Below are 21,464 nucleotides of genomic sequence, written 5' to 3'. Positions count from 1 at the left end.
AGGTTAATTTTTTAGCTTTACTGTTTTGCCCGTTTTGGCACTTTTGCGAGCGGCATCCAAGATTTCGACCACGATCATGTTGTTCTCCAAGGCAGTTAGGTCATCAGGGTTTAATTGAATGGAGCCACGTACCACTGCAACCAATAAAGCGAACGGGTCATTGTAAGGATAGGACCTTTCCTCTAAAGTTAAAATTTCTTCTTCGTAACCATCATAACCTTCCGCCATTCGAACACGAAGGGTATTTCTGTTATCCGCAAAAATTGCACCGGTTAACCCATAAAGCTCCATATCTTTTCTGCCAATGGGCCAGTTCCAAGAAGGTTGTAAAACGGCTTGGCAATCATCATAGGTTAGGATAATCACCGCATCGTCATCTACTTTTGGATTGTTTTCGGATTGAAATTGTTGGGTTACCGCAGTAACTGTATTTGGTTTTTCTCCTTTGAGAAGCCATGTGGCAAGATTTGCACCATAACAACCAAAATCGGTAATGGCCCCACCACCATTTAAGACAGGGTCTTGAAGCCATTCCAAAAACTCCTCATTTACCCCGATTTTTACAGGTCCCCGATGGCCATCGCGAACAACAACTTTTCGCAGGGAACCAATTTTTCCATTGTCCAAAAGCGATTTTGCCTCATGATTGGTTGGGTACCACGTGGTTTCGTAATTGGTGAGCAAATGAATGTTGTGTTCTTGGGCCAGGGATTTCATTTTTTTGGCATGTTGTATGCTAACGGCCAAAGGTTTTTCTACCATTACGTGTATTCCCTTTGGCGCACAAATTTCAACCACTTTTAAATGATCATAGATGCTGCCAAAAGCGGTGACTGCTTCTGGTTGGGTGACTGCAATCATTTCCTCTAAATTGTTGTAGACCAAATCCATTGAAAATCCATATTGCTCTGCAAATCGCTGTGCAAGTTCCCGATTGGGTTCGGCAATGCCCACTATTTTTATATCCCCAATGTCTTTTCGCCCCAAAATGGAATGCACGTGGGAATGGGATAGTCCTGCCACACCAATTTTAAGTGGTTCGGATTGAGCAAATAGTTGTGTGCTTGTGGAAAATAAACAAATCAAAAAGAAAAGCGCAGATCGTACCATAAGGTTGTGGGGATTTTGAATTCTATAAAAATAGCAACTAATTATCAAGTTCTTTCAAAAAGGAAGCTGTGTTCTTAATGATGGCAAATTCATCCTTTAAGTTTGCCATTTCGGTTTGAAAAATGATATCTGCGCTATAGTGGTTGCCATCAATACCGATTTTATCAAAGGCTGCAGTGGCATCAGAAATCAAAGTCACATTAAAACCAAGGTTGGCGGCCATACGAACCGAGGTGGATATGCAATGCTCAATGGTGAGTCCGGCAATCACCAAATGGGAAATACGTTGTTTTGTTAATTCAGCCTCCAATTTGGTGCCGATAAAAGCACTATTCACACTTTTTTCGAAAATAGGTTCATTGTGCAATGGTTGAACCGCCAATTGAAAATCGTTTCCATTTTTACTTGGATGCAATGGCGAATCTGCATTTGTGGAATTGTGTTTCACATGAAAAATTGGCATTTGTTTCTCCCTGAAAAAGGTCAAAAGTCTACCACAATTGTGCTCAGCATCGGGGTTATTTCTCTCCGTACCGTAAAATGCGATTTCATGGAGGCCTTTTTGAATGTCAATCAAAACAAGTGCGGTCATGGGTTGAATTTTAATTTAAAATTACAAGGAATTCACTTAGAAAATGGCTTTCATTCGTTTCCTTGATATTCCCATTGAAAAATTCAATTTTAGGGAGCCGTTCACAATGGCTATTTTTAGGGAAAATTTACTTGGATGAAAATCGCATCATACAATGTTAACGGAATTCGGGCTGCCATGAACAAAGGTTTTGTAGATTGGCTGCAAACCGTTTCGCCAGATATTATTTGCCTTCAGGAAACCAAGGCCATGGAAGAACAGGTGGACACCCATCTTTTTGAAGCGGCAGGTTACCCGCACCATTATTGGTTCAGTGCCCAGAAAAAAGGATATAGCGGGGTGGCTTTACTTTGTAAAGAAAAACCTGATCACGTGGAATTTGGCACTGGAATAGATTATATGGATTTTGAGGGAAGAAATATCCGTGCCGATTATGGTGACCTTTCCATTATGAGCATGTATTTACCATCTGGAACGAATCTAGATCGTTTGGATTTTAAATTGACCTATATGGCCGATTTTCAAAAATATGCGGATGAGTTACGGAAAGAACGACCCAATTTAATTGTGTTGGGGGACTATAATATCTGTCATGAAGCGATTGATATCCATGATCCTGTTCGAAATAAGAATGTTTCTGGATTTTTACCTGTGGAAAGGGAATGGATTGGCGATTTTATGAAGAGCGGGTTTATTGATAGTTTTAGACATTTCAACAAAGAGCCCGATAATTATACGTGGTGGAGTTATCGAGCTAATGCAAGAGCCAATAATAAAGGCTGGCGGTTAGATTATGGGATGGTTGCAGAGCCATTGGAAAATAGTTTAAGACGTTCAGTGATTTTATCCGAAGCCAAACACAGCGATCATTGCCCCATTTTATTGGAAATAGAAAAATAACATTACCATAAGACTCAGTTTTTCTGATTGACTACCTTTAGTCGTCCTAAATTTTAAATATGAAGTATACCAGAATTCCACATACCAGCATCAGAATCAGTAAAATTTGCTTGGGCACCATGACTTGGGGTCGTCAGAACAATCAAGATGAAGCTTTTGAGCAAATGGATTATGCCTTGGATCAGGGTGTTAATTTTTTTGATACGGCAGAATTATATCCTGTACCTTCCAAAAAGGAACTGTATGCGGTTACCGAAGAAATTATTGGGGAATGGTTCAAAAAGACAGGAAATCGGGATAAAGTGGTGTTGGCCTCCAAAATAGCAGGGCCCGGGTATGCAGCAAAACACATTCGCGACACAGGTTTTAGTAAAGAATCCATTATCAGTGCAGTGGAGGGCAGTTTGAAGCGTTTGCAAACCGATTATCTTGATCTATATCAATTGCATTGGCCAGAACGAAACACTAATTTTTTTGGTCAACGAGGGTACAATGCCCATGCAATAGAAGTTTGGGACGATAATATACATCAGGTTTTGGAAACGCTACGTGATTTAGTTGCGGAGGGAAAGATTCGTCATGTAGGATTGTCCAATGAGACCCCGTGGGGTACCATGCGTTTTTTGGAAGAAAGCAAAGTGCATCAGTCCTTGCCCCGAATGTTGACCATTCAAAACCCATATAGTTTATTGAACCGTTTGTTTGAAGTGGGACTTTCGGAGATTTCTATGCGAGAGCAAATCGGTTTGTTGGCCTATTCGCCAATGGCTTTTGGGGTGTTGAGTGGAAAATATCTAACCGAAATTCCGCCGAGAAAAGCCAGAGTGACTTTGTTTCCGAATTACAATCGATATAGTGGCGAAACTGCCAGCCAAGCTACCCAAATGTATGCGGATTTAGCCAAAGAACATGGTTTAAGCTTGGCACAGATGTCATTGGCCTTTGTGAATACGAGACCCTTTGTGACCAGTAACATTATTGGGGCTACCACAATGGAGCAGCTCAAGGAAAACATTGAAAGTATAGATGTAGACCTTTCTGATGAGGTGTTGGATGGTATTGAGGAAATCCACAAAGCCATTCCTAACCCTGCTCCTTAATTTTTAACCAAAAAGGTGAGCGACCACATCTTCAATCTTGGAGACTTTTTGAATCTGTATTCCGGACTTTTTTAGTCCAATTTTATTGTTCTTGGAAACAAAAATTTTGAAGAATCCCAATTTTTCAGCTTCGAGGATACGTTGGTCCACGCGTTGTACGGGTCTAATTTCGCCAGCAAGTCCAACTTCTGCAGCAAAGCAAACTCCTTTTTCAATGGCGATATCCGAATTACTGGATAAGATTGCCGCCATAACGGCCAAATCAATGGCTGGATCATCCACGGAGATGCCACCGGTAATATTCAAAAAGACATCTTTTGCTCCCAATTTAAAACCTGCTCGTTTTTCCAATACAGCGAGCAGCATGTTCAAACGTTTCGCATTGAATCCTGTGGCAGAACGTTGAGGTGTGCCATAAACCGCGGTGCTCACCAAAGCTTGTATTTCAATCAACAAGGGTCGCATACCTTCCACGGTGGAGGCAATGGCGGTGCCGCTCAGGTCTTCATCATTTTTGGAAATCAACACTTCGGAGGGATTGTTTACTTCGCGTAAACCACTACCCTGCATTTCATAAATGCCCAATTCAGCGGTGGAACCAAATCGGTTTTTTAGGGAACGCAGAATTCGGTAGACATAGTTACGGTCACCTTCAAACTGTAGTACGGTATCCACCATATGCTCTAAAATTTTGGGTCCTGCAATGGTGCCATCCTTGGTGATGTGTCCGACTAAAATAACTGGGGTATGAGTTTCTTTTGCAAATTTGATGAGTTCTGCTGTGCATTCACGGATTTGCGAAATGCTACCAGCAGCAGATTCGATATAATCGGTGTGCAGGGTTTGAATGGAATCAATGATGACCAAATCGGGCTCGATGGTCGAAATCTGCTGGAATATGTTTTGTGTTTTTGTCTCGGTAAGAATGTAGCAGTTTTCGCTGTTGGGCTGAATACGGTCTGCACGCATTTTTATCTGCCGTTGACTTTCCTCACCTGAAACATATAGAATTTTGTAGGGTAGTTTTAGGGCAATCTGAAGTAATAAAGTACTTTTTCCAATGCCAGGTTCACCTCCTAAAAGGGTTAAGGAGCCTGGTACCAGGCCACCACCCAGCACACGGTTGAATTCTTGATCTAGAGTATTTAAACGCAGCTCTTTTTCTTGTGTGATTTCGGAAACACGTAGGGGTTTGTTGGCCTGTTTGGCCACGGTATCGGTCTTCCAACTTTTTTTATCTTCTTTTTGGACGACTTCTTCCACAATGGTGTTCCATTCCTTGCAGGAGGAACATTGTCCTACCCATTTGGCATATTGGGTGCCACAATTTTGACAAAAAAATGCTGTTTTGGTCTTGGCCATTTCAAATTGGATGAAGGCCTAAAGATATGGATTTGAGAATTGGAATCTTGGATTTTTGGACCAATAGATTCTTAGATGATATTATTAGAATCATCCAACTTGTCCAACCGTCTAACAATCTAATAATCCATTAAACTACCATCCAAAGTCTGCTTTAAGGGCATCAATTTTTTCAAGGGCCAAATCCTTGGTCAAAAAGTCGATTTCCTCCATTTGAAAGGCTTTTTCAAACGCTTTGAACGCTTTTTTGGGTTCACCTAAGAATTCATGATGCTCTGCTTCAAAATAAAATCCCATCATAGTTTCTGGGAATTCTTTTTTACAGAGATCTGCCAAAGGTTTTAAGGATTCGTAGTCTTGTTTTTTCAAACAGGCTGCATAAATGGCCATTATATCGTTGAGTTCCACTTGCTTTTCAAAACCAAACAAGTCCTTAATGGTGTTATAGCGGTTCTCCAAATAGTTGAATACAGGTTCCTCGGAAGTAACTATCTCGGTTTTGTATTCTTCTGGGGTTATGGGTCTGTATATTTTGAATACATTGTCGAATGCTTTGCTGATTCCATAAGCTGCAATGGATTCATGGTCTGCATCTTCGTATTCATCAAAAAAGTAATGTAAGGATTCCTTTTCGATGGATTTGATGCTATGGTTCATTTGAAGGATAAGTTGTCGGTCTTCCGAGGGGGCTTTTTCTACAATAAGATTGTAAAAAATGGTTTGGTCCAATGCCAATAAACGCTCGGGGACACGGTTCTCCATTTCCGGTGCCAAAATGGGCGATATACTCACAAAAGAATTGAAGAAAGAATGGTCCTTGAACAGGTAATAATTTCCAAAGTTGGCTGTGATATCGTATCCAACAAACATTTTAAAGGGTGCAATTTTATAAGTGGTTGCCATATAAGGGATTAACTCGGTGCCCAGAAATTCGTAGAACATCTTGCCTTTATCGGTAGGTAACCCAGTGCCATCTTCCCAATCACAATCTTCCCATCTCAAATCATTTTCAGCTTGGTGTACTCCTACCACAATAGCTTCGGGCATGCGGTCCAGTTTGCTTTGGAACTTTACATTGGCCACCACCAAATCGAATAGGTAATCGGCATCGAGTACAATGATCAACGGGTACAGTTTATCATCGGAATAATCTTCTGGAAAGTAATAGGAAACATCTCTTCGTTCTTGTAGTTTGAAGGATTCGAAGATTTCCTTTTGTACTTGCGCGTTCAGGTTCAAGCACAAAAAGCCTATTAAGATAAATAGACATTTTTTCATTTGGTTAAGTTTTAACGGCTTGGGGTTTACCGAATTCTATTTAGTAACGGTAAAACTATGAAAGATATTGTGCCAAAAACGACCACCATTAGGGTTTGTGCGATCCACATGATCCATCCAAAGGCATCGCCCGAAACGGAGCTGATTCCATAAATACCCAAAGCGGCACTAACAGCGATAGGGTAAAGACCTATACCCCCGTTGGTCGTAGACATGGCAAAGGCTCCTGCAACGAACCCGACAAGAAGTTGGCTTAAACTTAGGTCGATGGTTTCTTCAACAGTGTATTTTATAACCCAGAACATGCCAAAATATGCTATCCAAATGAATAGGGTGTGAAGGATAAACGGCCATTTATTTTTCATTTTGAAAATGCTCATCACCCCATCCAAAAGACCAATTAAAAACCCTTTCAATTTTAAGGCTAAGGGTGAATTGGACCTACGGATGATGAATGTGCCAACGAACAACCCAACTATTCCAAATGCCAAAATGCCTATGGCACCCAAAATGTTCACGCCTTTTTCTTCTAAAAAACCCAATATAAAATCGGTTTGGAGCACCAATGTGATAAGTATAATGATCAAGAGCATCAATAGATCAATCACTCTTTCGGTGACGATGGTGCCGAACCCTTTTTCGAAGGGGACATTCTCGTAGGTGGTGAGGGCAGTTGCCCGAAGGATTTCACCTGATCTGGGAATTCCCAAATTGGCGAAATAGGAGATTAATACAATAAATACGTTATTGATGATTTTGGGTTGGTACCCCAGAGGTCGCAAAAGATAATTCCAACGGATGGCCCTGGAGATATGACTTAAAATTCCGATGATAACCGATACGATTACCCAAAATGGGCTCGCATTGGAAATGTAATGGATGATTTGCTTTCTCTCCTCGGGGGTAGTGGAATTGTAAGAGTACCAAACCAAGAAAAGCCCAAAGGCAATTGGGACAAAAATCTTAAGGAATTTTTTCAGGGATTTTCCCAAAACTATTTGAGTAGATTGGTGGCTTCGTCGGGGAACACCAGCGAGGGGTTGAAGGTTTTTGCTTCTTCAATATCCATCCACGCATAGGTGATCAAAATCAATACGTCGCCTACGGCCACTTTTCTGGCTGCCGCTCCGTTTAAGGTAAGTTCACCTGAACCTCTTGGGCCTGGAATGGCATAGGTTTCTAAACGCTCACCGTTATTGTTGTTCACAATTTGTACTTTTTCGCCTCTAATAATATTGGCGGCATCCATTATATCTTCATCAATGGTAATGCTTCCTATATAATTAAGGTCGGCTCCGGTTACTTTAACCCTGTGAACTTTAGATTTTACAACTTCTATTTGCATGGTGCAAAAATATCAATTCAATCTTAGATTATCAATTAAACGCACGCCGTCTGCATAAACGGCAATAAACGCCCTGTATTTTTGGTTGTCCTGAATTTTTAAAATGGGAGTTAAGGTGGCCTCATCTGCAATTTCAAAATACTCTAGGTTGAAAAGTGGGTTGGTTTCAAATTCAGATTCAACCCATTCCACAATAGTATCAGCACTTTCCGTGCCAAATTTAGCTTTGGCAGACTCAAGGGTTTTATGAATAAAACCGGCCTCTTTGCGGGTGGTTGGAGATAGTCTTTCGTTACGGGAACTCATGGCCAAACCATTGGATTCCCTTTCTATGGGGCAACCAATTATAGTATAAGGTAGATTTTTACTTTCCACCATTTTCCGGATGATCTGCAATTGCTGAAAATCCTTTTCACCAAAATAAGCGTTGTTGGGGTCTACAGTGCGCAATAAAAGCTCCACTATGGTTCCAACACCGTCAAAGTGTCCCGTTCGAAACTCTCCTTCCATTACTTTGTCCAGGCCATCAAACTCATAGGTTTCCGATGTAATGTCTTCGCCATATATCTCATCAACCGTTGGAGCAAAGACAACAATATCGTCTGAAACAACTTTAAGAAGGTCCACATCCTTATCAAAATTGCGAGGATATTTTTCTAGGTCGTCTTTTTTATCGAATTGGGTAGGGTTCACAAAAATGCTTACAACCACCGAATCATTCTCCAAAAGAGCTTTTTTTACCAAGGAGATATGGCCCTCGTGTAGTGCGCCCATAGTGGGCACAAGGCCAATTGTTCGGTTTTTGGTTCGCTCTTCCCCAACAAAGGAATTAAGCTCATTTTTTTGGTGAAATATCTTCATATCAAGGTCCAAAAGCGTGCAAAAATACTATAAATACTGGTAATCAGCATAATTTTTGTACTTTTGCAGCTACGTTTTTCAGATAAACAAAAGAAAGTTTTATGAATGGTAAAAAGGTATTGTTTGTATCTTCTGAATTAGTCCCCTATCTTCCAGAGAATCCAGTTTCTTTAATGTCGTATGAGGCGCCTCGCATGGTGAACAGCAATGGGGGGCAAATCCGTATTTTTATGCCAAGGTACGGAAACATTAATGAAAGAAGACATCAATTACATGAGGTAATTCGTTTGTCGGGAATGAACCTTGTCATCAATGACATGGATATGCCCTTGATAATTAAGGTAGCATCTATTCCAAAAGAGCGAATCCAGGTCTATTTTATAGACAATGATGAATATTTTAAAAGGAAGGCCACTTTTGCCGATGCAGATGGTAACCTTTTCCCGGATAATGACGAAAGAGCCATTTTCTTTGCAAAAGGGGTTGTTGAAACGGTAAAAAAATTGAACTGGGCACCGGATATTATCCACGTGCACGGTTGGATGGCTTCTATGCTGCCACTTTACTTAAGAAAATACTATGGTGACGAGCCCTTGTTTGCCGATAGTAAAATTGTAACCTCAGTTTATGGTAAAGATTTTGAGGGTGAATTGGATCCAGCCATGATCGATAAAGTTGCCTTCGATGGCATTGAAAAAGAAGAAATTAAATCAATTTCAACTCCCGACTATAATAATTTGTTAAAGGTTGCCGTAGATCATTCTGATGCGGTTATTTTAGCCGCGGAAGGTTTATCTGAGGATTTATTGAACCACATAAATAGTCTTTCCAAACCCGTTTTGCCCTATGTTCCGTTACAAGAAGCGGAGGAGGCATACACGAATTTCTATAACCAAGAGGTATTAAAAATAGATTGATTGAATGAGATTTTCTAAGGTTTTCAAAGTTTCAGCGGTAGTAGCTGGAACTTTATTTTTGTCAATGACTTCCTGTGAAGATGAGTTGGAGACCATAGGTAGCGGAGTTATTGATGGAGAGCCCTTTAGTACAGGTAAAATTGAATATGATGTATTTGCCTATAATAAAGGTATTACTGCGGTACAGACCAATAGGTTGTCTTTATACCAACTTGGAACGTTTAATGATCCAGTTTACGGAAAAAGAAAGGCAAGTATCATTTCACAGATTACTTTGCCCAGTACATCGCCAACATTCGGTGGTTTGTCCCAAGAAGTTGAAGATAATGCCGATTCGGACGAAAGTGTATCAACCATAGAAGAAAATGAAACGGTTAAGGAGGTGTATTTGTACATTCCTTTTCAATTGCCTCCTTCCGGGGATAGTGATGGTGATGGTGTGGATGATGAGTTTGAAAGTGGTGACGATGTGGATGACCCAAATTCCGATTGGGACAACGATGGTGTTACCGACAACCAAGAACGTATTCTAGGTTCAAACCCATTTGACCCTGAAGACACAGGTTCGCAAGAAGGTTTTGTGTCCAACAACTTTCCCAATAGATTCGATTTGGACAGTATTTATGGCGACCGTGAACAGACTTTTAATTTAACAGTTTCAAGGTCCAATTATTTATTGCGTGACCTAGACCCGAATTCTGGATTTCAAGAAACCCAAGAGTATTATTCCAATCAAGATTTTTCAAGTTTTATAGGGGAAACTCTTTTTAGCGGTGAGGTAACTGTGAGCAATGAAGAATATTTGTTCTACGATGATGAGGATGATCCTGATACTGAAGATGTAGATGAATCTACCGTTATCAGCAGTAGGCTTAACCCTGGAATCCGTGTTCCATTGAACAATCAGTTTTTTCAAGAAAACATATTGGATAAGGAAGGAAGTTCGGAGTTGTTGAGTCAATCCAATTTTACAAATTTTATCCGAGGCATTCATTTGACAGGTTCAGATATGGAAGAGCTTATGTTCTTGTTGAATTTGAGCGAAGCCAATATTACCATAACCTATGAATATCAGGATTACGATCCAGAGGAAGAGGAACTGGTAACTGCCGAGAGTGAGTTTGTTTTAAACTTTTTACAAGCGGGTACCAATAGTATTTTGGGAAATGCCGTGAATGTTTTTGAAAATGAGGCCTACCCTGCCGATATTGCCAGTGCATTGGACAATGAGGAAAATGCATCAAGAATTTATGTAAAAGGAGGAGCCACACAAACCGAAATAAGATTGTTCTCCGCTTTGGAGAATGGTGGTGGAGACATCATCAACCAGATAAAACAAAACAATTGGATAATTAATGAAGCCAATCTAGTGTTTTATGTAGATCGTGAAGCCTTAGATGCATCGGGAAACATGTTGTATGAGCCACAACGACTCTATTTGTACAATCAAGAAACAAATAGGCCTTTGTATGATGTAAACAACGAGTTTCAGAGACCAGAGAATACCATAAATCCACTGGACTACTATTCCAATTACGATGGAGTATTGGAGAAGAACAATAACAAGGGCTATCGATACACTATTAGGATTACAGAGCATATCAACAATATAATTGTTAGAGATTCTGTAAATGCCAAACTTGGGTTGACCTCTACGGCAAATGTTGCCTTTACCACAGTTCAAGAAGCACCAACAAGTGTAGGAGGTATTCTTGATTATCCCGTTGCAGCGACCATCAGCCCTTTAGGCACGGTACTTTATGGCAACAATGTTGCTGCTGGTGAAGAAGATATGCAGCTAAAGCTTGAAATTTTTTACACAGAAGCCAACTAAACCTGCCAATTAAGGGATTTTTTGCACTTTTATCGTTAAAAGCGATCCTAAAGCGCCATTTTCACGTATACCTTTTAAATTTGAAGGATATACCCCCGATGAAGTTGTTAACTTAATAAAAATCTTATGTGCGGAATAGTTGGATACATCGGTCATAGAGAGGCCTACCCCATATTGATCAAAGGGTTGCAAAGACTCGAATATCGCGGATACGATAGTGCGGGGATAGCACTTTTTGATGGTGAAAACACATCACTTTCCAAAACAAAAGGAAAAGTAGAAGATTTAAAGAATAAAGCTGAGGCCTCAATTTCCACCAAAGGTAAATTAGGAATTGGGCACACACGTTGGGCCACGCATGGTGTTCCCAACGATGTAAACTCACACCCACATTTTTCCAATTCTGGGGACTTGGTCATTATCCATAACGGGATTATCGAGAATTATGAAAGTATAAAGCAAGCCTTGATTAAAAGGGGATATACATTCGAATCCGATACAGACACCGAAGTATTGGTGAATTTGATCGAAGAGGTAAAGAAAAAAGAAGGCGTTAAATTGGGTCACGCAGTACAAATTGCTTTGAACCAAGTAGTGGGGGCATATGCGATTGCTGTTTTTGACAAAAATAAACCTGATGAGATCATTGTGGCCAAATTGGGAAGTCCGTTGGCCATTGGAATTGGGGAAAACGAGTATTTTATCGCTTCCGATGCCACGCCATTTATAGAGTATACCAACAATGCGGTGTATTTGGAAGATGAAGAAATGGCCATAGTGCGCATTGGTAAGGAGATAAAACTCCGAAAAATCAAGGATGACTCTATTGCCTATCCGAATATCTTGGAACTCCAGATGAATCTAGAGGAAATTGAAAAGGGCGGGTACGAGCATTTTATGCTCAAAGAAATTTATGAACAGCCTAAAGCTATTTTGGATACTTATCGTGGTAGACTCTTGGCGGATAAAGGATTGGTGAAAATGGCAGGAATAGACCAAAATTTGGAAAAATTCCTTAACGCCAATCGAATAATTATCGTGGCCTGCGGTACTTCTTGGCATGCAGGTCTCGTAGCGGAATACATTTTTGAGGATTTGGCAAGAATTCCAGTTGAGGTGGAATATGCATCTGAGTTCCGATATAGAAACCCAGTGATTACCGAGAACGATGTGTTGATCGCAATTTCCCAATCTGGGGAAACAGCGGATACTTTGGCTGCTATTAAGTTGGCAAAAGAAAAAGGTGCTTTCGTATTTGGAGTTTGTAATGTTGTGGGTTCATCCATTGCTAGGGAAACTCATGCAGGTGCATACACCCATGCTGGACCAGAAATTGGCGTGGCTTCAACCAAAGCGTTTACAACCCAGATTACGGTGTTGACCATGTTGGCCTTAAAATTGGCACAAGAAAATGGCACTTTATCGCAAACTGATTTCCATCAATATTTAACCGAATTGGAAGGGATTCCATCCAAAGTCGAAAAAGCACTGCTATCCAATAACGTAGTGGAAGAAATAGCCAGCATTTATCAAAATTCTACCAACTGTTTGTATTTGGGAAGGGGTTATAATTTTCCTGTGGCCTTGGAAGGTGCTTTAAAACTAAAGGAAATTAGCTATATCCACGCAGAGGGTTATCCGGCTGCTGAAATGAAACACGGACCCATTGCCTTAATTGATGAGCAAATGCCGGTTGTAGTGATTGCTACAAAAAAAGGGCATTACGAAAAAGTGGTCAGTAACATTCAAGAGATTAAGTCTAGAAAAGGAAGAATTATTGCCGTTGTTACCGAGGGAGACCAAACCGTAAAGGAATTGGCCGACCACGTAATTGAAGTTCCAGAAACTTCCGAAAGTCTTTCACCTTTGTTAACGACCATACCTTTACAGTTGTTGTCGTACCATATTGCGGTTATGCGAGGTTGTAATGTGGATCAGCCAAGAAACTTGGCCAAATCTGTAACTGTAGAGTAAAAAATATACCTATATATTTAATAGTAAAGCGCTGCAGCAAAAATGCAGCGCTTTTTTTTGCCAAAGTGTTTTGCTTTGTTTTTAAATTTTAGTGGATTGCACCTTAAAGAATCAACTTGTTCTGAAGAGAAAACAGACAACGGGTTTATCTCTTAAATTAGGCTTGAAAATAAACGGATGGCCTATTTCATTAATAGGGATAGAATTCATGTTCTATTGATTGATTCATGGATTGTAGGTCGAAATAGATGTGTTTTTTGTTGATTAGGTACTTTTATCACCTTTTTTTTATCAAAAAAGTACTATGCATGCATAATTTTTTTCAATTTTATATCTTTGGAATGAAAAAAAATGTATCTTCCCAACCGATACAAAATATGCACTTGAATCTTAATTAACTCTAATCCATAGCAAATGAGAAGACTTATGTTTTTCGCCCTGATGCTATTTGGTTTTGCTACCTATGCGCAAACCACAGTACAGGGAAAAGTTGTAGACGCAAACAATGAGCCCATACCAGGAGCCAATGTGGTTTTGGTAGGGAAAGCTGAAGGAACTACTACTGACTTTGATGGAAATTTTACATTTAATACAGATGAAGCTCCTCCATTTAAACTTTTAATTTCCAGTATAGGATTTTCAGATTATACCGTGAATATTACTTCCAACAATCAAACAATTTCCGTAACACTTGCGGAAGCTAACACCATGTTGGACGAGATTGTAATTTCGGCCTCCAGAACACCGGAGCGAATTTTTGAATCGCCAGTATCGGTAGAACGTTTTGGACTTAAAGAAATTAAAAACACCACCGCAGAATCTTTTTACGGCGGACTTCAAAACTTAAAGGGAGTTGATATCAACACCAACAGTTTAACATTTCAATCCATAAATACCCGTGGTTTTGCCACATTTGCCAACAACAGATTCTTGCAGTTGGTAGATGGAATGGACAACACGGCTCCGGGTCTAAACTTTGTTTTGGGTAACTTGGTGGGGATGTCCGAATTGGATGTACAAAGTGTTGAGATTCTTCCAGGGGCATCTTCCGCTTTATATGGTGCAGGAGCTTTTAACGGTATCTTGTTCATGACCAGTAAAAATCCATTCGATTTCCAAGGAATAAGCGCCTATGCCAAAGGTGGCGTCACCACTCAAGACGCCGCGGGAAGCAATTTCTACAAAGATTTCGGAATTCGTGCAGCCCATGCGTTTAGCGATAAAGTTGCGTTTAAGGCCAACCTTTCTGTTTTAACTGGTGAAGATTGGCACGCCAACAGTAGAGTTGATTTGAATAACCCTGGCGCTGACCGATCCAACCCCGCTTATGATGGATTAAATGTGTATGGTGATGAGGTATCAACAGTTTTGGATTTTGATGCTGCTGCAGGGTTGCCGTCAGGAACCGTAGGAAGTGCAGTGATCTCCAGAACAGGTTATGATGAAGCTGACTTGGCCAATTACAACGCAGAAAGTGTAAAAGCCGATTTTGCTTTGCACGTTAGACCATTTGCCAACGATCTGGAAGTCATCCTTAACAGTAGAATAGGTAGAGGTACCACCATTTACCAAGGAGCCAACCGTTATGCCGTTGCTGGATTTACCATGCAACAACACAAATTGGAAATTAAGAACGATAACTTTTTTATTAGAGGATACATAGTTTCTGAGAATTCAGGAGACGCTTACGATACCCGTTTTGCGGCAATCAACGTGAACCGAGCTTGGAAATCTGATGTGCAATGGTTCACAGATTATGCTTCTACCTATATTCCAGCCTATCTAGGAGGAATTCAACAAGGAGGATTAACACCAGAGCAAGCATCAACCCAAGCACACGCAGCGGGTAGGCAAGCAGCCGATCAAGGACGTTTGATTCCAGGGACTGCTGCTTTTCAAAGCACCTTCAATAGAGTTATTAATGATGGTAACCTTTTAACAGGTGCAAAATTCATCGACCAAACCAAATTCCGTCACGTAAACGGTAACTATAATATTGCACATTTGATTGACGATTGGGCAGATATTCAAATTGGTGGCTCGTACAGACAATACGAATTGAATTCCAATGGGACCATCTTTACCGATACCGATGGGCCTATTAGATACAATGAATACGGAGCTTATCTTCAAGTTCAGAAAAAATTCTTGGATGACCGATTAAAATTCACCGGTTCCGCTCGTTACGATAAAAACGAATTCTTCGATGGATTCCTATCTCCAAGAGTATCCTTTGCCTATACCTTGGGAGAAGAAAGAAACCATAACCTAAGGGTATCTGTACAACAAGGTTTTAGAAACCCAACCACACAAGATTTGTTTATTGGATTGAATGCCGGTCGCGCCATCTTGGTGGGATCAGCACCAGCAAACTTGGATAGGGATGTGCGTACGTTCGATTTAAGTCAGAACGGTCAAGCCCTAACAGGTCAATCTACTGTGGAAATAGCGGGAAGGGCTGCTTATGAAAATGCATATTCGACAAGTTCTTTGCAGTCGGGCGGGCTTCCAGAGGCGGTGGAAACCCCCTTGGTAAAACCTGAAGAAATTACAGCATTCGAAGCAGGGTATAGAGGTCAAGTTGGCAAGTTTACCATCGACCTTAGTGGTTATTACAATAGCTATTCCGACTTTTTGGCCAATACAACGGTTGCCGTTCCTTTTTATGGAGAAGCTGGAGACATGGGATTGTCCTTATTGGCTCTTCAAAACGGAGATTTCCAAGTGTATCAAACCTATACCAACTCCGAAGCAAACATTAACTCTTTTGGAGGTACTATTGGTGTAGATACTAGACTTGGAGGTTTCGACCTTGGTGTAAACTATACGTATGCAGAGTTGGATATTGATGAAGGTAAATATCCAGACTTAAGAACCAACTTTAACACACCAAAACACAAAGTGAAAGCATCTTTTGGAAAGACAGATTTGTTTGAAAACTTTGGATTTAATGTAAACTACAGATGGAGCGATAGCTACTACTGGGAAGCATCTTTTGCAGATGGCGACATCCCGGCTTATACCGTATTGGATGCGCAAATCAACTATTCGGTGCCATCCTTGAAGTCGGTGTTTAAATTGGGAGGATCTAATATTTTAGGGGATGAATACTTCACAGCAATAGGGACTGGTAATATCGGTTCCATCTACTATTTGTCTTGGAGCATAAATCCTTAAACAACAGTAAACAAGCTAAAGAAAAGGCGCTGGAAATTCCAGTGCCTTTTTTATTGAAAAAAAAGCTGAAATCGGTTTCTGAATAAAAATGTAAAAGCATATCTTTGCAGCCGAAAAAATAGCGGTCATTTTCCGCGTATTCAATTAAAAATAAACATACTAATGTCTAAAGTAACAGGTAAGGTTGCCCAAATTATAGGCCCGGTCATTGATGTTGAGTTCGAATCAGGGGTGGTAATCCCAAGAATTTATGACTCCCTTGAAATTACAAAAGCCGATGGTTCAAAATTGGTATTGGAAGTACAATCACATATTGGTGAGAATACGGTAAGGACTATTTCTATGGACTCTACCGATGGTTTGAGTAGAGGTGTTGATGTGGTTGCCACAGGAGCTCCAATCCAAATGCCAATCGGAGAAGATGTTTACGGACGTCTATTCAATGTGATCGGTGATGCCATCGATGGTATGGAAAACCTTCCTAAAGCTGGAGACAATGGACTTCCAATTCACAGGGAAGCGCCAAAGTTTGAAGATCTTTCCACTTCAACAGAAGTACTTTTTACGGGTATTAAAGTAATCGACCTTATTGAGCCTTACGCAAAAGGTGGTAAAATTGGATTGTTCGGTGGTGCCGGTGTTGGTAAAACCGTATTGATCCAGGAGCTGATCAACAACATTGCAAAAGGTCACGGTGGTTTGTCTGTGTTCGCAGGTGTTGGAGAACGTACTCGTGAAGGAAACGATTTGCTTCGTGAGATGTTGGAGTCTGGAATTATAAAATACGGAGACGAGTTCTTGCACTCCATGGAAGAAGGCGGATGGGATTTGTCCAAAGTGGATAAAGCTGCAATGAAAGAGTCCAAAGCAACTTTCGTGTTCGGTCAGATGAACGAGCCACCAGGAGCACGTGCCCGTGTTGCCTTGTCTGGTTTGACCATTGCCGAGTACTTCCGTGATGGATCTGGAGAAGGACAAGGAAAAGACGTACTTTTCTTCGTAGATAACATTTTCCGTTTCACCCAAGCAGGTTCTGAGGTATCTGCACTTTTGGGTCGTATGCCATCTGCGGTAGGTTACCAACCAACATTGGCTACCGAAATGGGTGCGATGCAAGAAAGGATTACATCAACAAAAAGAGGTTCCATTACATCTGTACAGGCGGTTTACGTTCCTGCGGATGACTTGACGGATCCTGCACCAGCGACTACTTTCGCTCACTTGGATGCAACTACCGTACTTTCACGTAAAATTGCTGAGTTGGGTATTTATCCTGCGGTGGATCCATTGGATTCTACTTCTAGGATTTTGACCCCTGAGATTTTGGGTAAAGAGCACTACGGATGTGCACAACGAGTAAAAGAGTTGTTGCAACGTTACAAAGAGCTTCAGGATATTATCGCCATCTTGGGTATGGAGGAACTTTCTGAAGAAGATAAATTGGCCGTAGGTAGAGCAAGACGTGTACAACGTTTCTTGTCTCAGCCTTTCCACGTAGCTGAGCAGTTTACCGGTATCCCTGGGGTATTGGTAGATATAAAAGATACCATTAAAGGATTTAACATGATTATGGACGGTGAATTGGATCACTTGCCAGAATCTGCATTTAACCTTAAAGGTACCATCGAAGAAGCGATCGAGGCTGGAGAGAAAATGTTGGCGGAAGCCTAAACAAGATTTGAGATGCTAGTATTGAGTAGTTAGATATCTCAATACTCATATCTAATATCTCAATACTCATATCTAATATCTCAATACTAATAAATATGTATTTAGAAATAGTATCACCCGAAGCAACTCTATTCTCAGGCGATGTAACAGCCGTTACTGTACCTGGTGTAAATGGAGAGTTTCAAATGTTGGAAAATCACGCCCCTGTTGTCTCTTTGTTGCAAGCAGGAAATGTTAGGGTAAAGGGCGACATCAAAATTGATGAAGCTTTTCAAGGTAAATTTTCCACTGGGAAAAATGGCGAAACTATATTGCCCATCACAAGTGGAACAATAGAGATGAAAGACAACAAAATTATTGTCCTAGCCGACTAAATAAATTGAATTCATTCACAAAAAAAGCCGCTCTCGACGAGCGGCTTTTTTATTTTAATGCCACAATGTGCCATTCTTTTTCGCCTGAAAAGTAAACTTTCAGTGTGTTGAATCCAATTGCAGCATGCGCCGATAAGGATCGCTTGTTTTTACCATCTACTTCGGTGATAATCGTGTCAAACCCCTTGGGAAGTTTTTCTTTCATGGTGAGGTACAAGTTCCTAAAAACACCTTGTCCTCGATGACTTTTTGCCACGCAGATTTGACCCATGGCCATAAAGGTCGAAGTGTTTTCCACTACAGAATTGATTTCTTCGAACATCGGTTGTAATACCTCAATATGATTGGCGAATTTAGGGTGCATACATAAAGCGTAACCTACCACTTGATGATTATCCACGGCAATAATGTGACCACATACCTCGTTCATGGCCTTTAAAATATCTAGGGTATGCTCCACAGTAAGAAAGCCTTCCTTTAAACTTTCTTCGACAGAAATATTTTTGGGTAAATTAAATTGCTGAAGAGCCAAAATCTGTTCCAGCTCTTCCAAGGTCTCCGCTTGTTTGTAGGCAATCATCTATTCCACTTTAAGCCAAGCTTTGCGCTGTTCCAACATCTTTTTGGTAGGTTGTTGTTCTTTGTCTTCCATCAAGCTAAAAGCATAATCAGGACTCGGAGTCAACACTAAAGAAGTGGTTTTGGGCTCTCCGAATCTTGTGAATTTTACGTTCAATTCTTCGCCAAGCTCAAATTTTTTAAGGTAATCCTCAAACGTTTCATCCTCGGTCAAAGAAATATCATTTATTGAAGTAATTACATCACCCTGATCCAAACCGGCTTTGTATGCGGGACTTCCCATAACCGAATTGCGCATTACTTTATACCCTTTATTATCTGGATTCATGGATACATGGGCTCCAAAATAAGGTTCGACATTTGGTTGCTCCAAAACAACTCCCATCGGCTCAATCAAAGATGCGTAATCGGGCATATTGCTTTTATAAATGAAATTCTCAAAAAAAGTATCCCCGAATTTTTTTCCGGCAAATTCATTAAGGGAGGTATGCAGGTTTTCAACCGTATAAGGGTTTTCAGTTTTTCCATATTTCTTCCAAACAAATTTCATAAAATCATCCAGATTAAGGTTTTGCTCACGAAGGGATAAATCCAAGGCCAGCCCCAATACGCTTCCATAAGAATAGTAAGAAATAAAGGTGTTGTCACGATTCACGGGGTCCACCGAAGTTGCAGCATCTACAAAAGGAGCTTGGTAGCTCATTTCAACCACATTAAAAAACTGTCGAGCAGGAGAATTCCATACATAATTAAAGGTGCCCGCAAGACCTTCTACATATTCTTTTGGAGTAATTAATCCAGCCCTACAAAGAATCAACCCGGTATAATAACTGGTAAAGCCTTCTGCGAACCATAGCTCACCACTCATGTTGGCTTCCTCAAAATCGAAAGGCTCCAAACTTTTTGGTCTTATGCGCTCCACGTTCCAAGCATGAAAAAACTCATGCGAAACAGTACCAATATTGCGCTCCATTCCGCCATTGGCCAAACTGCGGGTACTTGTTAATATAGTTGAGTTTCGGTGCTCCATGCCATCGCCAGAGGCATTGGGAATATAACAGGCCAAGAATGTATAGGAACCATAATCAAAATCAGGAAGTTCACCATAAACGTCTTTTTCGGCCAACACCACTTTTTTTACCTTTTCAAAATACTCATCGGCCTCTTCTTCAGTGCCGTTATGGTGCAAAGCAAGGTTGATTGTTTTGTCATCAACCTTAAAAGAACGAAGCATATAATTACTGATTTCGGTAGGGCTGTCCATAAAATAGTACATGTTCGGGGCAGTATACGTATTGCCCGAAACCAAAGGCAATTGTGTCGCTACTTTCCAATTCAAGTCCTCGCGAAGATCAAAAGTCACCTCGATTTTTCTGTCAAATAAAGATGGGGCAAACATAAAAGTTGCCGGGATGTTTAAATGGGCATGGGTTTCATCAACCTGTGAATAAGTGCCGCCTCCTCTGTTGGCGAACAAAATATATTCAATGTTAATGGTACCATCGTGTCCAGAAACCTGCCATTCATAAGGATTGGGACGGGTTACTTTTAAAATCTTGCCTTTGCTGTCCGTTGCCTTGAACCCATACACGTTTTTTGCAAATTCGTGCAAGGCATACCTTCCTGGTGAAGTTCTGCTCATTCTAAAGGCCACCATATCCGAAGTCAAATCGGGGAAAGTAGCATTGATCACGGCTTCGTGATGCACTGCATTTTCAAAGGAGATTTGATACGTATTCGTTTGAGCGGAAATGCACAAAACAGAAAACAAAAAGAATAGAGCGAGTGTAAATTTCATTTTAATCGGTTTATGACGTACTAAGATAGCGCTTAAAAATAGGAAGTGCTACTTTTGTGTAATGGGGAACTTTTTTCAGCAACTATTTGAAAATATCAACTATTTTAACAAGAAATTGAGCGATTACGGTTTTACCTGTAGGCCTTGAATGTAAAAGAAGAAATTTCAAGCGTTTTGCAAGCGCTAAAAAATATATGGAAGCATGAAAACCGAATTTCATACGTTGGGGACATTTGAGTTTCCTGCAGACGCTGTGGTTATCAAAGGCAAATTGGAAGCAGAGGGCATCCCTGTTTTTTTAAGGGATGAAGCTACTATTAATTCGGACCCTTTGATTAGTGCTGCATTGGGTGGAGTAAAACTTCAAGTCTACTCGACCGACAAAGAGCGAGCCAAGGAAATTTTTGATGAAGTCCGCAACTACGCCACCGACGATTTTGGCAAACCTGTGGTCTGCCCAAATTGTAAGGCGACCAAATCCGAAATTTATTACTCAAGAAGCAATGTCTTCTATAAACTGTTTCCGTTCTTTGAGCCGAAAAAGTACCAATGCATGCAATGCAATTTTATCACTAGACCCGTTCAATGAAAT

Annotated in this window: 18 protein-coding genes; 9 read left to right on the top strand and 9 right to left on the bottom strand. The window is 40.6% G+C overall.

From position 1 onward, the window contains the following. Positions 1–3: 3 nt before the first annotated feature. The gene (locus tag ABT310_RS05250; protein ID WP_375325696.1) at positions 4–1,110 is read right to left on the bottom strand and encodes a Gfo/Idh/MocA family protein; all 1,107 of its coding nucleotides are present in this window, start codon (positions 1,108–1,110) and stop codon (positions 4–6) included. A 37-nt stretch (positions 1,111–1,147) separates the two neighbouring features. Continuing rightward, positions 1,148–1,702: a cysteine hydrolase family protein gene (locus tag ABT310_RS05245; protein ID WP_375325695.1), complete on the bottom strand. Its 555-nt coding sequence runs from the start codon at positions 1,700–1,702 to the stop codon at positions 1,148–1,150. A gap of 135 nt (positions 1,703–1,837) precedes the next feature. Here ABT310_RS05245 and ABT310_RS05240 point away from each other — a divergent pair, with 135 nt between their 5' ends. Next, positions 1,838–2,602: an exodeoxyribonuclease III gene (locus tag ABT310_RS05240; protein WP_375325694.1), complete on the top strand. Its 765-nt coding sequence runs from the start codon at positions 1,838–1,840 to the stop codon at positions 2,600–2,602. 59 nt (positions 2,603–2,661) lie between these two features. Next, the gene (locus ABT310_RS05235; RefSeq protein ID WP_375325693.1) at positions 2,662–3,702 is read left to right on the top strand and encodes an NADP(H)-dependent aldo-keto reductase; all 1,041 of its coding nucleotides are present in this window, start codon (positions 2,662–2,664) and stop codon (positions 3,700–3,702) included. A gap of 3 nt (positions 3,703–3,705) precedes the next feature. On the opposite strand, the gene radA is transcribed toward ABT310_RS05235, so the two are convergent. The 5 genes from radA to panC form a co-directional block, all read right to left on the bottom strand. Beyond that, on the bottom strand, positions 3,706–5,064 hold the full coding sequence (gene radA, locus ABT310_RS05230; RefSeq protein ID WP_375325692.1) for a DNA repair protein RadA: 1,359 nt from the start codon (positions 5,062–5,064) through the stop codon (positions 3,706–3,708). Positions 5,065–5,199: 135 nt separating this feature from the next. Next, entirely contained in the window at positions 5,200–6,342 is a 1,143-nt protein-coding gene (locus ABT310_RS05225) for an alpha/beta hydrolase (RefSeq protein ID WP_375325691.1), read from the bottom strand. Positions 6,343–6,368: 26 nt separating this feature from the next. After that, on the bottom strand, positions 6,369–7,334 hold the full coding sequence (locus ABT310_RS05220; RefSeq protein WP_375325690.1) for a YbhN family protein: 966 nt from the start codon (positions 7,332–7,334) through the stop codon (positions 6,369–6,371). 2 nt (positions 7,335–7,336) lie between these two features. Beyond that, entirely contained in the window at positions 7,337–7,687 is a 351-nt protein-coding gene (panD, locus tag ABT310_RS05215; RefSeq protein ID WP_375325689.1) for an aspartate 1-decarboxylase, read from the bottom strand. 12 nt (positions 7,688–7,699) lie between these two features. Beyond that, positions 7,700–8,548 (bottom strand): pantoate--beta-alanine ligase, encoded by an 849-nt coding sequence (gene panC / locus ABT310_RS05210; protein WP_375325688.1) that lies wholly within the window; start codon positions 8,546–8,548, stop codon positions 7,700–7,702. A 101-nt stretch (positions 8,549–8,649) separates the two neighbouring features. On the opposite strand from panC, the gene ABT310_RS05205 reads away from it, so the two are divergent. The 6 genes from ABT310_RS05205 to ABT310_RS05180 all read left to right on the top strand — a co-directional run bounded on the left by ABT310_RS05205 (position 8,650) and on the right by ABT310_RS05180 (position 18,495). Further along, a complete protein-coding gene (locus ABT310_RS05205; protein ID WP_375325687.1) occupies positions 8,650–9,465 on the top strand; it encodes a glycogen/starch synthase in 816 nt (271 codons plus the stop codon). 4 nt (positions 9,466–9,469) lie between these two features. Further along, a complete protein-coding gene (locus ABT310_RS05200) occupies positions 9,470–11,299 on the top strand; it encodes a DUF4270 domain-containing protein (RefSeq protein ID WP_375325686.1) in 1,830 nt (609 codons plus the stop codon). 126 nt (positions 11,300–11,425) lie between these two features. Next, on the top strand, positions 11,426–13,273 hold the full coding sequence (gene glmS, locus ABT310_RS05195) for a glutamine--fructose-6-phosphate transaminase (isomerizing) (protein WP_375325685.1): 1,848 nt from the start codon (positions 11,426–11,428) through the stop codon (positions 13,271–13,273). Between the two features lie 414 nt (positions 13,274–13,687). Continuing rightward, positions 13,688–16,450, top strand: a complete 2,763-nt coding sequence (locus ABT310_RS05190; protein ID WP_375325684.1) for a TonB-dependent receptor — start codon at positions 13,688–13,690, stop codon at positions 16,448–16,450. A gap of 162 nt (positions 16,451–16,612) precedes the next feature. Continuing rightward, positions 16,613–18,121: a F0F1 ATP synthase subunit beta gene (gene atpD / locus ABT310_RS05185; protein WP_375325683.1), complete on the top strand. Its 1,509-nt coding sequence runs from the start codon at positions 16,613–16,615 to the stop codon at positions 18,119–18,121. 95 nt (positions 18,122–18,216) lie between these two features. Further along, positions 18,217–18,495 (top strand): F0F1 ATP synthase subunit epsilon, encoded by a 279-nt coding sequence (locus ABT310_RS05180; protein ID WP_375325682.1) that lies wholly within the window; start codon positions 18,217–18,219, stop codon positions 18,493–18,495. A gap of 49 nt (positions 18,496–18,544) precedes the next feature. Here ABT310_RS05180 and ABT310_RS05175 read toward each other — a convergent pair whose 3' ends face one another. Together ABT310_RS05175 and ABT310_RS05170 are read right to left on the bottom strand one after the other, a co-directional pair. Beyond that, positions 18,545–19,075, bottom strand: a complete 531-nt coding sequence (locus ABT310_RS05175) for a GNAT family N-acetyltransferase (RefSeq protein WP_375325681.1) — start codon at positions 19,073–19,075, stop codon at positions 18,545–18,547. After that, on the bottom strand, positions 19,076–20,872 hold the full coding sequence (locus tag ABT310_RS05170; RefSeq protein ID WP_375325680.1) for a M61 family metallopeptidase: 1,797 nt from the start codon (positions 20,870–20,872) through the stop codon (positions 19,076–19,078). A 202-nt stretch (positions 20,873–21,074) separates the two neighbouring features. Between ABT310_RS05170 and ABT310_RS05165 the strand changes: the two genes are divergently transcribed. Further along, positions 21,075–21,461, top strand: a complete 387-nt coding sequence (locus ABT310_RS05165; protein WP_375325679.1) for a DUF2007 domain-containing protein — start codon at positions 21,075–21,077, stop codon at positions 21,459–21,461. The last annotated feature ends 3 nt before the right edge of the window (positions 21,462–21,464 follow it).

Source organism: Flagellimonas cixiensis, assembly GCF_042134615.1.
Lineage (GTDB): Bacteria > Bacteroidota > Bacteroidia > Flavobacteriales > Flavobacteriaceae > Flagellimonas > Flagellimonas cixiensis.
This window is presented reverse-complemented; position numbering and strand designations above follow the sequence as displayed.

What these genes read in the sequence shown, in the direction of transcription:
- ABT310_RS05190 (WP_375325684.1), top strand. Translation starts at nt 13,688, where the DNA reads ATGAGAAGACTTATGTTTTTCGCCCTGATGCTATTTGGTTTTGCTACC.
- radA (WP_375325692.1), bottom strand. Translation starts at nt 5,064, where the DNA reads ATGGCCAAGACCAAAACAGCATTTTTTTGTCAAAATTGTGGCACCCAA.
- ABT310_RS05180 (WP_375325682.1), top strand. Translation starts at nt 18,217, where the DNA reads ATGTATTTAGAAATAGTATCACCCGAAGCAACTCTATTCTCAGGCGAT.
- ABT310_RS05250 (WP_375325696.1), bottom strand. Translation starts at nt 1,110, where the DNA reads ATGGTACGATCTGCGCTTTTCTTTTTGATTTGTTTATTTTCCACAAGC.
- ABT310_RS05240 (WP_375325694.1), top strand. Translation starts at nt 1,838, where the DNA reads ATGAAAATCGCATCATACAATGTTAACGGAATTCGGGCTGCCATGAAC.
- ABT310_RS05200 (WP_375325686.1), top strand. Translation starts at nt 9,470, where the DNA reads ATGAGATTTTCTAAGGTTTTCAAAGTTTCAGCGGTAGTAGCTGGAACT.
- ABT310_RS05170 (WP_375325680.1), bottom strand. Translation starts at nt 20,872, where the DNA reads ATGAAATTTACACTCGCTCTATTCTTTTTGTTTTCTGTTTTGTGCATT.
- ABT310_RS05225 (WP_375325691.1), bottom strand. Translation starts at nt 6,342, where the DNA reads ATGAAAAAATGTCTATTTATCTTAATAGGCTTTTTGTGCTTGAACCTG.
- ABT310_RS05245 (WP_375325695.1), bottom strand. Translation starts at nt 1,702, where the DNA reads ATGACCGCACTTGTTTTGATTGACATTCAAAAAGGCCTCCATGAAATC.
- panD (WP_375325689.1), bottom strand. Translation starts at nt 7,687, where the DNA reads ATGCAAATAGAAGTTGTAAAATCTAAAGTTCACAGGGTTAAAGTAACC.
- ABT310_RS05205 (WP_375325687.1), top strand. Translation starts at nt 8,650, where the DNA reads ATGAATGGTAAAAAGGTATTGTTTGTATCTTCTGAATTAGTCCCCTAT.
- ABT310_RS05235 (WP_375325693.1), top strand. Translation starts at nt 2,662, where the DNA reads ATGAAGTATACCAGAATTCCACATACCAGCATCAGAATCAGTAAAATT.
- panC (WP_375325688.1), bottom strand. Translation starts at nt 8,548, where the DNA reads ATGAAGATATTTCACCAAAAAAATGAGCTTAATTCCTTTGTTGGGGAA.
- atpD (WP_375325683.1), top strand. Translation starts at nt 16,613, where the DNA reads ATGTCTAAAGTAACAGGTAAGGTTGCCCAAATTATAGGCCCGGTCATT.
- ABT310_RS05165 (WP_375325679.1), top strand. Translation starts at nt 21,075, where the DNA reads ATGAAAACCGAATTTCATACGTTGGGGACATTTGAGTTTCCTGCAGAC.
- ABT310_RS05175 (WP_375325681.1), bottom strand. Translation starts at nt 19,075, where the DNA reads ATGATTGCCTACAAACAAGCGGAGACCTTGGAAGAGCTGGAACAGATT.
- glmS (WP_375325685.1), top strand. Translation starts at nt 11,426, where the DNA reads ATGTGCGGAATAGTTGGATACATCGGTCATAGAGAGGCCTACCCCATA.